Consider the following 14119-nt stretch of genomic DNA (forward strand, 5'->3'; position numbering starts at 1 on the left):
TCACACACCGGCAGGCGCCAGCTCAGCCTCGGCCAGGCGACCCTGCACCAGGGTCAGTTGGCGGCTGCAGCGTGCGGCCAAAGCCACGTCATGGGTAACCACCACAAAGGCCGTGCCCTGGGTGCGCGCCAGCTCCAGCATCAGGTCAAACACGCCATGCGCGGTGTTGCGGTCCAGGTTGCCGGTGGGCTCATCAGCCAGCACACAGGCGGGCTGGGTCACCAGGGCGCGGGCGATGGCCACCCGTTGACGCTCCCCCCCAGACAACTCGCTGGGGCGGTGTGCCAGCCGGTCGCTCAAACCCACATCGGCCAGCATTTTCGCGGCAATCTGCGCAGCCTGCGCCCGGTCTGAGCGCCGAATCCACAAAGGCATGGCGACATTGTCCTGGGCGCTGAACTCGGCCAGCAGGTGGTGGAATTGGTAAACAAAGCCCAGATGCTGGTTGCGCAAACGGCCTTGCTGCGCCGCAGTTTGCTGCGCCAGGTCTTGCCCGAGCAGGGCCACCGAGCCGCTGGTGGGAGCATCCAAGCCGCCCAACAGGTGCAACAAGGTGCTTTTGCCCGAGCCCGAGGCACCCACAATCGCCAGCGTCTCACCCGCCGACACATCCAGGTCGACACCTTGCAACACCGTCACATCGAGCCGACCTTCGGTAAACCGTTTGGTCAGGCCACGGGCACTGAGCACAAGTTTTGAAGGGGCAGTTGTTTCGCCGCCGGGCCGCCCCAAGGCGAAACGCGCCCCCTCGGGGGGCAGGGAGGACACGTCAGTGCCGAGCGTGGGGGTTCTATTCATAACGCAGCGCCTCGGCGGGATTCACGCGGCTGGCGCGCCAGCTTGGGTAGAGGGTGGCGGCAAAGGCCAGCACCAGGGAAATCAGCGCAATCGGCAAGATGTCAGCCTGCTGCGGCTCACTCGGCATGCGGCTGATCAAATACACGTCACGCGGCAAAAAGGTGGTGTGTAACAGCTGCTCAATCGCGGGCACGATCACATCGATGTTGAACGCCACCGCCAGGCCCAGCGCCAGGCCACCCAGCGTGCCAATCACCCCCACCATCGCGCCCTGCACCACAAAAATGCCCATGATGCTGGCCGGGCTGGCGCCCAGCGTGCGCAGGATAGCGATGTCGGCGCGTTTGTCGGTGACCGTCATCACCAGGGTGCTGACCAGGTTGAAAGCCGCCACGGCCACGATCAGGGTCAGGATGATGAACATCATGCGTTTCTCCAGCTGCACCGCGGCAAACCAGGTGCGGTTCTGGCGTGTCCAGTCGCGGATCAGCAGGTTGTCGGTCATCGTGCCGGCCAGTTCGGCGGCCACGCTGCGGGCCTGGTGCAGGTCTTTCAGGCGCACGCGCACGCCGGTCGGACCTTCCAGGCGAAAGACGCGCTGGGCGTCTTCGATGTGCATCAGCGCCAGCGTCGAGTCATATTCATAGTGGCCCGAGTCAAAGGTGCCCACCACCGTCATCTGTTTCAGGCGCGGCACCACACCAGCCGGTGTGACCTGGCCGCTGGGCGACACCAGCGTGACCTTGTCACCGGGCTGCACACCGAGCGAGCGGGCCAGTTCACCACCGAGCACCAGGCCAAACTCACCGGGCACCAGGCGCGCCAGGGCAGCGTCTTTCAAATCCACCGCGAGGTCGGTGACATCGGGTTCACGGGCCGGGTCAATGCCCCGGACTATGGCGCCTTTCATGTCTTCACCCCTTGCCAACAAAGCCTGGGTAGCTATAAAAGGTGCAGCACCGACGACTTGCGGATTGGCCCGGACCTCGGCCAGGGTGCGCGCCACATCGGGCAGGGCCTCACCGTTGGGCGCAAAAATTTCGATGTGAGACACCACCGCCAGCATGCGGTCGCGCACTTCTTTCTGGAAGCCGTTCATCACACTCAGCACAATGATCAGCGCCGCCACACCCAGCGCAATGCCCAACATGGACACACCGGAGATGAAGGAAATGAACCCGTTTCGCCGGGTGGCGCGGCCAGCGCGGGTGTAGCGCCAGCCCAGGGTAAGTTCAAAAGGAATAGGCATCAGGTCAGGGCAGTTGCGGCGGGGTGCCGCCAAGTCAGGGCGCGATTATCCGGGACAATGCGCGCCATGCACCTGATCATTCCTTTTGCCGCCAGTGCTTCGCAGGGTTTTGCGGACGCCCTGGCCAAGTTGCAGCTGCCGATGTTGCAGAAACTGCTGGCCCGCCTGAGCCCCCTGCCTGCCGACATCGGCGAGGAACGCAGCCTGTCCCCGCCCCACGAACGCGCCCTGGCAGCGGCCATGGGCCTGCCAGTGGTTGACGGCAAGATCCCCCTGGCAGCCCTGCACGCCCAGCAGACCTGCCACAGCGCGGCACCCCACAGCGCCTGGGCGTTTATCAGCCTGTGCCACTGGCAGGTCAACACCGGTCATGTGGCGATGAGCCCGTTGCCACCCCCTGCGCTGTCGCCCACACAGTCGGACGCCCTGCTGGCCGCCATGCAGCCGTATTTTGAAGAAGATGGCATTCGCCTGTACGCCGACCAGCCCGGGCGATGGCTGGCGCAGGGCGAGGTGTTTACCGAGCTGGCCACCGCCTCACCCGACCGGGTGGTGGGCCGCAATCTGGCCGACTGGATGAACAACACCCCCCAGGCCGCCACCCTGCGCCGTTTGCAAAACGAGATGCAGATGCTGCTCTACACCCACCCGGTCAACGACGCACGCGACACCATGAACCTGCCCACGGTGAACTCATTCTGGATCCACGGCAGCGGCGCTTTGCCACTGGGTTATCAGCCCCCTGCGGCCAATGAGCGCCCGGTGTTGATCCCGACCCTGCGTGAACCGGCCCTGGCGGACAACTGGTCTGACTGGCTACAAGCCTGGCAGGCGCTGGACGCGGACGAGATCCAGGCACTGTTGCAGGCCACGGCCACGCGCCAGCCAGTGCGCCTGACCCTGTGTGGTGAACGCAGCAGCCGCAGCTGGCACATCCAGCCGCAGCCGGTGTGGCACAAGCTCAAAAGCTTTTTAGGCCCCAAGCCCTTGTCAGAACTCATTGGTACGCTATGAAAATCACAGTCAGGGATGCACCACCGCGCCAGATCTGGGCGCTGGAAAAGGCGGGCATCCACCCGCTGCTGGCGCAGTTGTATGCGGCACGGGGTGTGCTCGACCCGTCCGAGCTGGACGCCGCCTTGACCCACCTGCTGCCCCCCACCACGATGCAAGGCACAGCCGAGGCCGCGCGCCTGCTGGCCGACGCCATGGCACAGGACAAAAAACTCTGCATCGTTGCCGACTACGACTGCGACGGCGCCACCGCCTGCGCCGTCGCCATCCGTGGTCTGCGCCTGCTGGGCGCCCAACATGTGGACTACATCGTGCCGGATCGGGTGCAGGACGGCTACGGCCTGACCCCACCGATCTCCCAACGGGTCAAGGCCAGCGGCGCCGATGTGCTGATCACGGTCGACAACGGTATTGCCAGTTTTGACGGCGTCGCCACCGCACGCGCCCTGGGCCTGCAGGTGCTGGTGACCGACCACCACCTGTGCGCCAGTGTGGATGGCCAGATCACCCTGCCCGACGCCGATGTGATCGTCAACCCGAACCAGCCCGGCTGCGGCTTTGAGAGCAAGTCCATCGCCGGAGTCGGTGTGATGTTTTATGTGCTGCTGGCTTTGCGCGCCGAGCTGCGCACACGCGGGCTGTTGGAAGGCACCGGCCCGCGCCTGGACACCCTGCTGCCGCTGGTGGCGCTGGGCACCGTGGCCGATGTGGTGAAACTCGACGCCAACAACCGCCGCCTTGTGGCCCAAGGCTTAAAACGGGTGCGAGCCCTTGCCATGCCTGCCGGTCTTGCTTCACTTTTTACAGCAGCCTCACGCGATGCGGCAGCCGCCACCACTTTTGACTTTGGCTTTGCGCTGGGGCCACGCATCAACGCCGCCGGGCGCCTGTCGGACATGACGCTGGGCATTGAATGCCTGCTCACCGACGACGCCAACCGCGCGCTGGAGCTCGCCAAGACCCTGGACAACATCAACCGCGAACGCCGCGAGATCGAGGGCAACATGCGCGAACAGGCGCTGCTGGTGGCCGAGTCGCTGTTTGAAGAGGCCGCCGAGGCACCACCCGCCATCTGCGTGTTTGACCCCGATTTCCACGAAGGGGTGGTGGGCATCGTGGCCTCGCGCCTCAAGGACAAGCTGCACCGCCCGGCCTTTGTGTTTGCGCCCAGTGGTGCGACTGGCCATGGGCATGAACTCAAAGGCTCAGGCCGCTCAATCCCGGGCTTTCACCTACGCGACGCGCTCGACCTGGTGGCCAAACGCCACCCCGGTGTGTTGCTGCGTTTTGGGGGACACGCGATGGCGGCAGGCTGCACCATTGCCGAGGAACATTTTGAAATTTTCGAACAGGGCCTGGCCCAGGTGGCGCAGGAGTGGCTCTCGGCCGCCACCCTGATGCGCCGCATCGACACCGACGGCCCGCTCAAACCCGAGTACCGCCGGGTGGACCTGGTCGATGCACTGCACCACGAGGTCTGGGGCCAGGGTTTTGCCGCACCGACCTTCAGTGAAGAGGTCGAGGTGGTGTCGCAACGCCTGGTGGGTGAAAAACACCTGCAACTCAAACTCAAACACCGTGGCGACCCGGTCGACGGCATCTGGTTTGGCCACACCGAACCACTGCCAGCCCGCGTCAAGCTGGCGTTCCGACTCGATGCCGACAGCTGGCGCGGTGAACGCAAGGTGCGTTTTCTGGTGGAGGCGGCTGAGTTGCTCTGAGACCTTTGGTTTGATGCCCTGCAGACAAGCCCCTGCCCGAACACCACAGTAGGGCTGATTTATGAATGGCCGGTCAACGGGGTGATAGCTGCCTAAAATGAGCCGATGAGCCCCACCCTGAACGCTGACCTGCATTGCCATTCGGTGATCTCCGACGGTACCCTGACCCCCGAGGAGTTGGCCCAGCGTGCCAAGGACAAAGGGGTTGAACTGTGGGCGTTGACCGACCACGACGAGATCGGCGGGCAAACCCGGGCCGCCGCAGCAGCAGCTGCGCTGGGGCTGGACTACCTGACCGGCGTTGAAATCTCGGTGAGTTTTTTGAACCAGACGGTGCACATTGTGGGCCTGGGTTTTGATGCCAACAACAGCGCCTTGCGCGAGGGACTGGCACAAACCCGTGGTGGGCGTGCCCAGCGCGCGCGCGCCATGGCCGACGACTTGGCCCGGGTCGGCATCCACAGCAGCTTTGAAGGCGCCCTGAAATACGCCGGCAACCACGACCTGATTTCACGCACCCACTTTGCCCGTTTTATGGTGGAAACCGGTGTCTGCAAAGACACCTACGAGGTGTTTCGCAAATACCTGACCGAAGGCAAACCCGGTTATGTGGCCCACCGTTGGGCCACCCTCAAAGAGGCGGTCTACTGGATTCGGGATGCCGGTGGGCTGGCGGTGATCGCCCATCCTGCGCGTTACAAGTTCAGTGCCAACGAGGAATTTGCCCTGTTCACCGAGTTCAAGGGCTTTGGTGGCCAAGGGGTCGAGGTGGTCACCGGCAGCCATTCCGCCGCCGACAGCGTGACCTACACCGATGTGGCGCTGGAGTTCGCGTTGGCGGCCTCACGCGGCAGTGACTTTCACAGCCCGACTGAGAGCCGCACCGACCTGGGTGAGCTGCCCACCCTGCCCGAACAACTCACCCCGATCTGGACGCTGTTGCAGCACCAGATTCAAAAAGCCCCGCAAGGACTCATGCCTACATGAGTTTTTGGCGCAGCCGCCAGGGTGGCGGAATTTTGTTGATTGTGGTCGTCACACTGCTTTTTTCGCTGGGTGACGCCGCCGCGCGCCACATCACCCAGCTGGTGCCGGTATTGATGCTGTTGTGGTTCAGGTATGCCTTTCAAACCATCGTCACGCTGGTGATGCGTTTGCCAACACAAAAGGCCAGTCTGTTTGCCACCCCCAACCCGAAGTTCCAGGCGCTGCGCGGTGTGCTGCTGCTGACCACCAGTTTCTGCTCGTTTTATGGCCTGCAACATCTGCCGGTGGGTGAGTTCACCGCCATGGTCATGCTGTCACCGATGGTGGCCACGGCGATGGCGGCGATCACACTCAAACACCATGTGGCCCATCTGCGCTGGCTGCTGATGGCCGTGGGCCTGGCGGGTGTGCTGCTGGTGGTGCGCCCGGGCGGCCAGGTGTTTGGCTGGGCCTTGCTGTTCCCTCTGTTGCTGGTGACCACCTACGCCTGGTTCCAGGTGCTGACCAGCCGACTCAGCAACGACGAAAACCCCTACACCACCCAGTTTTACACCGGGCTGGTGGGCGCCCTGGCGACCAGCCCGCTGCTGTTATGGACCTGGGACACCCAGGCTTTGCTGAACCACTGGCCCTGGTTTTTGGCGGTGAGTGTGGCTGCCTCGTTTGGCCATCTGTTGCTGATCAGTGCCTTCAACCGCGCCAGCGCGGTGGTGCTGTCGCCCTACCTCTACACCCAGATCGCTTTTGCCACCCTGGCGGGTTGGGTGTTTTTCCGCCACATGCCTGATGGACTGGCCTGGGTTGGTATTGTGGTGATTGCGATCAGTGGTGTCGGCAATGCGCTGGTCTCGATCCGCGAGTCGGCCCAACAGCGACAATAGACCCATGCCACAGCTTTTTGAACTCCATCCCGACAACCCGCAACCCCGTTTGCTCAAACAAGCCACGGCCCTGCTGGACAAAGGCGAGGTGCTCGCAGTGCCCACCGACTCCAGCTACGCCCTGGTCTGCCATCTGGACGACAAGGCCGCTGCCGACAAGTTACGCCGCATCCGGGGGGTGGACGACAAACACCACCTGACCCTGCTGTGCCGCGACCTGTCCGAACTGGCCACCTACGCCCAGGTCGACAACACCCAATACCGCCTGCTCAAGGCCGCCACACCAGGGGCCTACACCTTCATCCTGCAGGCCACCAAAGAGGTGCCCCGGCGCCTGAGCCACCCGGCACGCAAGACGATTGGTCTGCGGGTGCCCGACCACAAAGTGCTCCAGGAGCTTCTAGCCCTTCATAACACGCCGCTTCTAGCTACTACATTAATAGCTCCCGGCGAGACCGAACCGCTTAACGACGCCACCGAGATCCGCGAGCGTTACCACGGCCGCATTGCCGCCATCATCGACTCGGGCGCCTGCCCGCGTGAACCCACCACCGTGGTGGACCTGAGCGGCGCCGAGCCGGTGGTCATCCGCGAAGGCCGGGGCCCGCTGGCGCTGCTGGGGCTCTAGACCCACCCAACACCCCTCATGGACTTTGCCAATCTGATTCAAACCGTGGCGATCTACGCCATCCCGGTACTGTTGTCGATCACCCTGCACGAGGCCGCCCACGGTTACGCCGCGCGCCACTTTGGTGACAACACCGCCTATCTGGCCGGGCGCATCACGCTCAACCCGTTCAAACACATCGACCCGCTCGGCACCATCCTGATGCCGCTGATGCTGTACTTCGCTACCTCAGGGGCGTTTTTGTTTGGCTACGCCAAGCCGGTGCCTGTGCGTTTTGGCAACCTGCACCACCCCAAACAGGACATGGTCTGGGTGGCGCTGGCCGGGCCGGGCGCCAACTTTGTCCAGGCACTGGCCTGGGGCGCGGTGTTTTACCTGTTGCAGGCCGCTGGTGTCAGCGAACCGTTTTTCATCGAAATGGCGCAAGGTGGCATCCTGGTCAACATCGTGATGTTTGCGTTCAACCTGTTTCCACTGCCACCACTGGACGGTGGCCGCATCCTGGTTGGGCTGCTGCCGTATCGGCAGGCGGTGCTGGTGTCGCGGGTGGAGCCTTTTGGCTTTTTCATCGTCATGGCACTGGTGCTGGCCGGTGTGGTCGGCAGCCTGTGGCTGCGCCCGCTGATGGGCATCACTTTTAAACTGATCAACCTGCTGCTGACCCCGCTGGCCATGTTGGTGGGCTGATCGTCCTTTTCTTTTTTATTGTTGTGACTGACGTTTTTTCATGAGTATTGAGCGCTTTCTGACCGGCATCACCCCGTCCGGCACACCCCATCTGGGCAATTACGTGGGTTCCATCCGTCCGTCGGTTGCCGCCAGCCTGCGCACCAACGTGCAGAGTTTCTATTTCCTGGCCGACTACCACGCGCTGATCAAGGTCGAGGATCCGGCACGCATCCAGCGCTCCACGCTGGAAATTGCCGCGAGCTGGCTGGCCTGCGGGCTGGACCCCCACAAAGTGGTGTTTTACCGCCAGTCGGATGTGCCCGAGATCCCGGAGCTGACCTGGTTTCTGAGCTGTGTGCTGGGCAAAGGAGTGCTCAACCGCGCCCACGCCTACAAGGCGGCTGTCGACAAAAACACCGCCGCCGCGCTGGACCCGGATGCCGACGTGAGTGTGGGCCTGTTCATGTACCCGGTGCTGATGGGCGCCGACATCCTGATGTTCAACGCCCACCAGGTGCCGGTGGGGCGCGACCAGGTGCAGCACATCGAGATGGCGCGCGACATGGCCGCCAGCTTCAACCACCGCTACGGGCCGCACTTCATCGCACCCGAGGCCGCCATTGAAGAGAACGTCGCCACCCTGCCCGGCCTGGATGGCCGCAAAATGAGCAAGAGTTACGACAACACCATTCCGCTGTTTTCCTCACGCGAACAGCTGCAAAAACTCATCAGCAGCATCGTCACCGACAGCAAGGCACCCGGTGAGCCCAAAACGGTGGAAGGCTCAGCCCTGTTCCAGATTTACCAGGCCTTTGCCAGCTCATCCGAGACCGACAACCTGCGCCAGGCCTACGCCGACGGCATCGCCTGGGGTGATGCCAAACAGCTGGTGTTTGAGCGCATTGACCAGGAACTGGCACCGCTGCGGGCCAAGTACCAGGCGCTGATCAATGACCCAGGCCAGATCGAAGCCATTTTCAAAATCGGCGCCGACAAGGCCCGCGCCATTGCAACCCCGTTCATGGCGCAACTGCGCCATGCGGTCGGCCTGCGCGACCTGCGTGCCCAAGACGCCGCCAGCACCAAAGCCACCAAACAGGCACTGCCGGTGTTCAAACAGTACCGCGAGGCCGATGGCCAGTTCTACTTCAAGCTGCAAAGTGCAGACGGCAAGCTGCTGTTGCAAAGCAGCGCTTTTGCCTCACCCAAGGTGGCCGGTCAAGCCATTGCCAGCCTGCAAACCCAGGGCGCCAGCGCACTGGCCGATCTGGCTGGCCTGGTGACACTGCAGGCAAGCACCACAGAAGCGGAACTCGATGAGGCCTTGTTGGCGCTGCGCGAAGCCAAAGCCGAGTCAAAAGCCAAGTAGCCGCTGCTACAATCTGCGGTTCGCGGAGAGATGGCAGAGTGGCCGAATGTACCTGACTCGAAATCAGGCGTACCGCAAGGTACCGTGGGTTCGAATCCCACTCTCTCCGCCACAGATATGTTTTTTAGCGTTCGCTAAAGTCCATTAAAGAAACAAAAAGCCCCGTAGCTCAATAGGTTACGGGGCTTTTTTGTTTGTTAGCGTTTGTTAAGGTTCGTTGACAGCCGGTCACAAACGGGGGCATATTCGGGGGCATAAATTCCATATTTTTGATGCCCCCACGAAAGATGCCCCCAAATGCCTCTGACCAAGCTTGAATGCGACCGGGCCGCCTGCCCACCAGGGCGCCCGATGCTGCGCCTTTCCGATGAAAAAGGCATGTATTTGGAAGTGACCCAAGCAGGTGGCAAATACTGGCGGTTGAAATATCGACACGTTGGCAAAGAAAAGCGCCTGGCTTTGGGGGTCTATCCTGCTGTTTCCCTGGCCCAAGCTCGCAAGGCACGCGACCAGGCCCGCGATGCGCTGGCAGCCGGTGAAGACCCTGGCCAGCTCAAGCGCGAAGCCAAGCTGACCAAGGCGGTCAACGATGCCCGCACCTTTGAGGCAGTGGCCCGCCAATGGTTTGATCACTGGAAGGGCACCAAAAGCCCACGCCACACCGATTACGTGCTTCGCAGACTTGAGGCCGATGTGTTCCCGGCGCTGGGTGGTCGCCCGCTGGCCAGTGTGACCGCCCCTGCCCTGCTGGCAATGGCAAAGGGTATCGAGGCACGCGGCGCGATTGACATCGCCAAGCGCAGCCTGCAGACCTGTGGCCAGATCATGCGTTACGCGGTGGCGCATGGCCTGATCGAGCGCAACCCGGCAGCGGACGTGAAGCCATCAGACGCACTCAAGCCCCACAAAAAAGAGAATTACGCCCGCCTTGACGCAAAGGAAATGCCCGAACTGTTGCGCCGGATCGAGGCCTACCAGGGCACGCCACACACCCGCCTGGCGATGAAGCTGCTGGCACTGACCTTTGTGCGCACGGGTGAACTGATCGCTGCCCGTTGGGATGAATTCGACCTTGAGGCGGCCCGCTGGGACATACCGGCATCACGCATGAAGATGAAAACACCGCACATCGTGCCCTTGGCACCGCAAGCCGTCGAGGTGCTCAAAATTCTGCAAACCACGTCAAATGGTCGGGCCCTGCTTTTCCCCGGTGAGCGGGATCACCAGAAACCTATGAGCAACAACACCATTTTGAAGGCGCTGGAACGCATGGGGTACAAGGGCCGCATGACTGGCCACGGGTTCAGGGGCATGGCGTCGACCATGTTGCATGAGCAAGGCTTTGGCCACCACCTGATTGAACTGCAGCTGGCACACCAGGAACGCGACCAAGTGAGCGCCGCCTACAACCACGCCCTTTACCTGGCAGACCGGACCGCCATGATGACCACCTGGGCGAACACCCTCGACAAGCTGCGCAAAGGTGCGGACGTGATCCCACTGCCCCAGCGGGCCGCCTGATACCCCCGCCCGGCACGTTTTGCCACGTTTCCAGGCTGCTGAAATGCAAAAGTGCTGCGACAGTGAGGGCAAATCAGGAAAACCAAGCAACCATGCGGGTTAGCGGGCGTTTTGTGACTGAAGGCAAAGTGAGGGCAAACTGCAGACAAAGTGAGGGCAAATTAAAGATGATGAAGATTTTTTCTATTCACATCACCATCCTCACCCCAAACCCTGCACCTTCACCGGCTGTTATCGGACATTGCCGACGATATGCACACCTTAGCAAAAATGAGCGCCGGGGTTGTCCCCTTTGGCACGCCAATCGCGCCAGCACCGTAACAGCCTGGCAGCGGGGCAACCGCGACCCGTTATCTGTCAAATTTTCCCCTGTGGATAACTTCTACAGCGCCAGCTTTCTGCTAGCTGCTGAAAAAATAGGCATTGTGGATAAGGTTTTCAAGTGCTTGAAATCAATGAAAAATCCCGTTAATGTGCGTAAAGTTATGCATAACGCACAGTAAGTACGACGAGTGTTATGTTAATAGTGTGCGTTATTCAACAAAATATGCACATTAAAGGGATTAATAGCTACACTCCCTTCATGAAGAAATGGAATAAATCATGACCGTTGACGAACTAGACGCCGCATTGCTGGTGCTTGGCTGGAAGGTAAGCGACTTTTGCCGGGCAACGGGCTTGCACCGCAACACCCCCAGTCGCTGGCGTAATGATGGCGTGCTGATACCCGAGTGGGTACCTAAGCACCTGGCGCTGCTGTTGGAGGTCAAACGGCTGCACGCTGAGTACCTTACGCCACCCAAGGGCGGCGCCAGCAACGAATAACGCGAAATCCCGGCGCGATTTGACCGGGGTAAAAAAAGCGGCGGTGCGGGTGTTGCGAGCACCTGTCCCGCCTGACCACCAATGAAAGTGAGTTCAAAAATGGCTACCGATACTGTACTGCCACCCGCCAGAAAGATGCTGGTGCTGGAATCTGCTTGGGAGATTGAAAACCTGATCGGCCTGCTGCTTGATAAAGCAAGTTCTGATGAATGGGATCTGGAGCACGAGCAAGCAATGATTTTGCGGGGCTTGGGCACACGCATTCAAGACCTAAGCCGAGTCGTGATGAGCGCGATGAGCGACGAAGTTGCCACCATTGAAGAACTTCAAATCAAAGTGTTCGGGACCAGATTCAAGCCGTCCTCGGTGGCGATGGCGCCCCAATGAGGCCTTCAACATAAATTTGAAAGCGAGTTCAAAAATGTCTACCAACGAATTTACACCAACAGCAGATAGCAACCTTTTTGCGTTCGGATTCCTTGAGGATGAACTTGAAACGCTGCTGGCACTTTCAATTACTTTGATGAATAGGCTAGAAGATCAAGGCGAAGACGGCGACGTTACATCATGGCGTTTGTCACAAGTGCTGAACGAACGACTATCAAGCGTTACCTTCACGAACAACATGCGGGTACTGATGCTGGGTAAGAAATTGGAGGTCACCAATGTATAACAAGTCCACAGTCGATAGCACCGCCGCCAGTCAAGCACTCGCTTTTTCTGCAAATAGTGCGGTCTCGGTAATGCGCAATGCAAAAGCTGCCCGGGTTATTCTTCGCACTGTTGTGTTGGCGATACGTGCGGTGGAAGATGGTTCAGCTTCGTTTGACGAAGACAGCACATCTTCACGTTGGAGTGCTGCGCTTGGGGCGGCACGCTCCAGATTGGCGATGGTTCGCTATGAACTGACAGAAAAAAGCCATGCACCTTGCCTTGATTTCGTAGAGCCTATGGTCTTGATTGACGCCCTTGACGCTGCTTTGTGGTTCGGTCAATCATGCACAGATGCATCCCGATTGACCAACATGGAGGCCATGATCGCCGCCGAAGTCGTGATTGATTCTCTTGATGAGTTCTTGCGAGAGTGCGATGCACTCGAGAAGCCGGAAATAGCCCTAGTGCATTGAAATTTTGCCACGCCTACCCCGCGCCTGATCCGCAAGGGGGAAAAGTCGGACACCTTCACCGACCTGGCGGCGGCACCCTTTGAAGGCCGCACCTGAAGGGGTGGCGATGGATGAAACTGAAACCCAAAGCGGCGGACAAGCAAATCTTGATTACCTGGCATCGCCGCTTGATACCGAAAAAAGAACGGCATTGGAGCTTGTTTGCAATGATTTGGGTCTGAATCGTGAAGCATTCGAGTGCATTGAATTTGAAGCACGCCTGTTGCGGGATTTTGAATCTCACAAAAAACCAGTTTTGCAGACACCCCGCGAGAGAGTGAAAGCCTTCAAAAATGTTGAAAAACTTGCGAAGGAACTGCAGGCGGCAATCAATGAGTTGGGCTATCAAGATCGTTTATTGTTGGGTGAAGAAATGGCGCCTGAAGCGGTACCCAGCGACCCACATTTCACGATCAAAGGCCCTGGCTATCTAGCCTCATTTGGCGGTGTTAAACACCACCAGCCGACATATTCAATACATGATGGCGGGCGTGTTGGTTATGTCGGTTTAGAGGCTGAAAAACTTGCGGAAGCCTGCAACGCGCAACTGTTGAGGATTGGTGACCACGGGAAGAGCGGGGGCCGGAAATCAGTGCAACAACATTACGTCTGGCACTTGTCAGCGATTAAATGTGCTGTCGAAAATACGTCAATCAAGATCGGACGCGGTGGCAGCTTTGAGCGCCTGTGCAATGCTGTTTTTGTGGCCGCCGATGTTCCAGCCAATTCCGAGGGAGCACTTCGCATCTTTTTAAAAGAGGTCGGAACCGATTTTGAGCGGTTCTGAAATGGATTAAACCAGAACCAAAAGCATCAGGAATATTCCAGACAAATAGCACAGTAGATGTTTCCTTAGACAGCTCATCTTACGGCGGTGATTATCGGGCCTCAGCAACCCTTGGAGGCCGCAAATGACGCTAAACACTCATCTACAACACAACCCGCATACCAGTGGAAATAAGCCCACACCAGCCGCTAACCAGCCATCTGCTCAACCTAACCAAGCCGATAGGTTAATCAGACTGCCGGAGGTCCGTAAACTCACTTCTCTCGGCAAATTCGCTATCTATGAAACCCCTGGATTTCCAAAGCGCCTAACCCTATCGCGTAGATGCGTCGGTTGGAAATTGTCCGAGGTCATGGCGTGGATTGAAAGCCGTTCAGCGGTAGGTGAACAGGCATGAAAGGGCTTCAAAACCAAGCCGCTGCCTGCCCGTGCCAAGTGGTGTTGCAGCCAGTTACTGGCCAGCAATGAAGGCCAACCATGGCGGGACGGACCATAACCCATGAA

17 protein-coding genes and 1 tRNA gene are annotated in these 14119 nt (G+C 60.0%); 16 read left to right on the plus strand and 2 right to left on the minus strand.

The features are described 5' to 3' along the window. Both lolD and RF819_RS16810 read right to left on the minus strand, forming a co-directional pair. Positions 1 to 798, minus strand: coding sequence for a lipoprotein-releasing ABC transporter ATP-binding protein LolD (gene lolD, locus RF819_RS16805; protein WP_078366037.1), 798 nt, complete (start codon positions 796 to 798; stop codon positions 1 to 3). Further along, on the minus strand, positions 791 to 2047 hold the full coding sequence (locus RF819_RS16810; protein ID WP_078367015.1) for a lipoprotein-releasing ABC transporter permease subunit: 1257 nt from the start codon (positions 2045 to 2047) through the stop codon (positions 791 to 793). Before RF819_RS16810 ends, lolD begins: the two co-directional genes overlap by 8 nt. A gap of 66 nt (positions 2048 to 2113) precedes the next feature. Between RF819_RS16810 and RF819_RS16815 the strand changes: the two genes are divergently transcribed. The 16 genes from RF819_RS16815 (at position 2114) to RF819_RS22055 (ending at position 14012) form a co-directional block, all read left to right on the plus strand. Continuing rightward, positions 2114 to 3061 (plus strand): phosphoglycerate mutase, encoded by a 948-nt coding sequence (locus RF819_RS16815; protein WP_242473271.1) that lies wholly within the window; start codon positions 2114 to 2116, stop codon positions 3059 to 3061. Next, positions 3058 to 4782 carry a single-stranded-DNA-specific exonuclease RecJ gene (gene recJ, locus RF819_RS16820; RefSeq protein ID WP_078366039.1) on the plus strand — a complete coding sequence of 575 codons (1725 nt, stop codon included), beginning with the start codon at positions 3058 to 3060 and terminating at the stop codon, positions 4780 to 4782. The genes RF819_RS16815 and recJ overlap by 4 nt, the downstream gene beginning before the upstream one ends. 105 nt (positions 4783 to 4887) lie before the next feature. Continuing rightward, entirely contained in the window at positions 4888 to 5769 is an 882-nt protein-coding gene (locus RF819_RS16825; protein WP_078366040.1) for a 3',5'-nucleoside bisphosphate phosphatase, read from the plus strand. Continuing rightward, a complete protein-coding gene (locus tag RF819_RS16830) occupies positions 5766 to 6650 on the plus strand; it encodes a DMT family transporter (protein WP_078366041.1) in 885 nt (294 codons plus the stop codon). Before RF819_RS16825 ends, RF819_RS16830 begins: the two co-directional genes overlap by 4 nt. 4 nt (positions 6651 to 6654) lie before the next feature. Next, positions 6655 to 7278, plus strand: a complete 624-nt coding sequence (locus RF819_RS16835; protein WP_078366042.1) for an L-threonylcarbamoyladenylate synthase — start codon at positions 6655 to 6657, stop codon at positions 7276 to 7278. An 18-nt stretch (positions 7279 to 7296) separates the two neighbouring features. Then, positions 7297 to 7965: a site-2 protease family protein gene (locus tag RF819_RS16840; RefSeq protein ID WP_078366043.1), complete on the plus strand. Its 669-nt coding sequence runs from the start codon at positions 7297 to 7299 to the stop codon at positions 7963 to 7965. A 40-nt stretch (positions 7966 to 8005) separates the two neighbouring features. Further along, positions 8006 to 9316 carry a tryptophan--tRNA ligase gene (locus RF819_RS16845; RefSeq protein WP_078366044.1) on the plus strand — a complete coding sequence of 437 codons (1311 nt, stop codon included), beginning with the start codon at positions 8006 to 8008 and terminating at the stop codon, positions 9314 to 9316. Between the two features lie 24 nt (positions 9317 to 9340). Beyond that, positions 9341 to 9428, plus strand: a tRNA-Ser gene (locus RF819_RS16850). A 185-nt stretch (positions 9429 to 9613) separates the two neighbouring features. Further along, the gene (locus RF819_RS16855; RefSeq protein WP_078366045.1) at positions 9614 to 10837 is read left to right on the plus strand and encodes a tyrosine-type recombinase/integrase; all 1224 of its coding nucleotides are present in this window, start codon (positions 9614 to 9616) and stop codon (positions 10835 to 10837) included. 170 nt (positions 10838 to 11007) lie between these two features. After that, a complete protein-coding gene (locus tag RF819_RS21105) occupies positions 11008 to 11340 on the plus strand; it encodes a hypothetical protein (RefSeq protein WP_158081304.1) in 333 nt (110 codons plus the stop codon). Positions 11341 to 11440: 100 nt separating this feature from the next. Next, positions 11441 to 11662 (plus strand): hypothetical protein, encoded by a 222-nt coding sequence (locus tag RF819_RS21110; protein WP_143541742.1) that lies wholly within the window; start codon positions 11441 to 11443, stop codon positions 11660 to 11662. A gap of 99 nt (positions 11663 to 11761) precedes the next feature. Continuing rightward, positions 11762 to 12049 carry a hypothetical protein gene (locus RF819_RS16860; protein WP_143541743.1) on the plus strand — a complete coding sequence of 96 codons (288 nt, stop codon included), beginning with the start codon at positions 11762 to 11764 and terminating at the stop codon, positions 12047 to 12049. A gap of 34 nt (positions 12050 to 12083) precedes the next feature. Beyond that, a complete protein-coding gene (locus RF819_RS16865; RefSeq protein WP_078366047.1) occupies positions 12084 to 12335 on the plus strand; it encodes a hypothetical protein in 252 nt (83 codons plus the stop codon). Next, the gene (locus tag RF819_RS16870) at positions 12328 to 12789 is read left to right on the plus strand and encodes a hypothetical protein (protein WP_143541744.1); all 462 of its coding nucleotides are present in this window, start codon (positions 12328 to 12330) and stop codon (positions 12787 to 12789) included. Before RF819_RS16865 ends, RF819_RS16870 begins: the two co-directional genes overlap by 8 nt. 106 nt (positions 12790 to 12895) lie before the next feature. Continuing rightward, on the plus strand, positions 12896 to 13615 hold the full coding sequence (locus RF819_RS16875; RefSeq protein ID WP_078366049.1) for a hypothetical protein: 720 nt from the start codon (positions 12896 to 12898) through the stop codon (positions 13613 to 13615). 124 nt (positions 13616 to 13739) lie between these two features. Beyond that, on the plus strand, positions 13740 to 14012 hold the full coding sequence (locus RF819_RS22055) for a helix-turn-helix transcriptional regulator (protein WP_078366050.1): 273 nt from the start codon (positions 13740 to 13742) through the stop codon (positions 14010 to 14012). The last annotated feature ends 107 nt before the right edge of the window (positions 14013 to 14119 follow it).

Origin of the sequence: Rhodoferax fermentans, from assembly GCF_002017865.1 — a bacterium.
GTDB lineage: Bacteria > Pseudomonadota > Gammaproteobacteria > Burkholderiales > Burkholderiaceae_C > Rhodoferax > Rhodoferax fermentans.

Excerpts from the sequence above, each read along its gene's own strand:
- lolD (WP_078366037.1), bottom strand. The coding sequence starts at position 798 with ATGAATAGAACCCCCACGCTCGGCACTGACGTGTCCTCCCTGCCCCCC.
- RF819_RS16810 (WP_078367015.1), bottom strand. The coding sequence starts at position 2,047 with ATGCCTATTCCTTTTGAACTTACCCTGGGCTGGCGCTACACCCGCGCT.
- RF819_RS16815 (WP_242473271.1), top strand. The coding sequence starts at position 2,114 with ATGCACCTGATCATTCCTTTTGCCGCCAGTGCTTCGCAGGGTTTTGCG.
- recJ (WP_078366039.1), top strand. The coding sequence starts at position 3,058 with ATGAAAATCACAGTCAGGGATGCACCACCGCGCCAGATCTGGGCGCTG.
- RF819_RS16825 (WP_078366040.1), top strand. The coding sequence starts at position 4,888 with ATGAGCCCCACCCTGAACGCTGACCTGCATTGCCATTCGGTGATCTCC.
- RF819_RS16830 (WP_078366041.1), top strand. The coding sequence starts at position 5,766 with ATGAGTTTTTGGCGCAGCCGCCAGGGTGGCGGAATTTTGTTGATTGTG.
- RF819_RS16835 (WP_078366042.1), top strand. The coding sequence starts at position 6,655 with ATGCCACAGCTTTTTGAACTCCATCCCGACAACCCGCAACCCCGTTTG.
- RF819_RS16840 (WP_078366043.1), top strand. The coding sequence starts at position 7,297 with ATGGACTTTGCCAATCTGATTCAAACCGTGGCGATCTACGCCATCCCG.
- RF819_RS16845 (WP_078366044.1), top strand. The coding sequence starts at position 8,006 with ATGAGTATTGAGCGCTTTCTGACCGGCATCACCCCGTCCGGCACACCC.
- RF819_RS16855 (WP_078366045.1), top strand. The coding sequence starts at position 9,614 with ATGCCTCTGACCAAGCTTGAATGCGACCGGGCCGCCTGCCCACCAGGG.
- RF819_RS21105 (WP_158081304.1), top strand. The coding sequence starts at position 11,008 with ATGAAGATTTTTTCTATTCACATCACCATCCTCACCCCAAACCCTGCA.
- RF819_RS21110 (WP_143541742.1), top strand. The coding sequence starts at position 11,441 with ATGACCGTTGACGAACTAGACGCCGCATTGCTGGTGCTTGGCTGGAAG.
- RF819_RS16860 (WP_143541743.1), top strand. The coding sequence starts at position 11,762 with ATGGCTACCGATACTGTACTGCCACCCGCCAGAAAGATGCTGGTGCTG.
- RF819_RS16865 (WP_078366047.1), top strand. The coding sequence starts at position 12,084 with ATGTCTACCAACGAATTTACACCAACAGCAGATAGCAACCTTTTTGCG.
- RF819_RS16870 (WP_143541744.1), top strand. The coding sequence starts at position 12,328 with ATGTATAACAAGTCCACAGTCGATAGCACCGCCGCCAGTCAAGCACTC.
- RF819_RS16875 (WP_078366049.1), top strand. The coding sequence starts at position 12,896 with ATGGATGAAACTGAAACCCAAAGCGGCGGACAAGCAAATCTTGATTAC.
- RF819_RS22055 (WP_078366050.1), top strand. The coding sequence starts at position 13,740 with ATGACGCTAAACACTCATCTACAACACAACCCGCATACCAGTGGAAAT.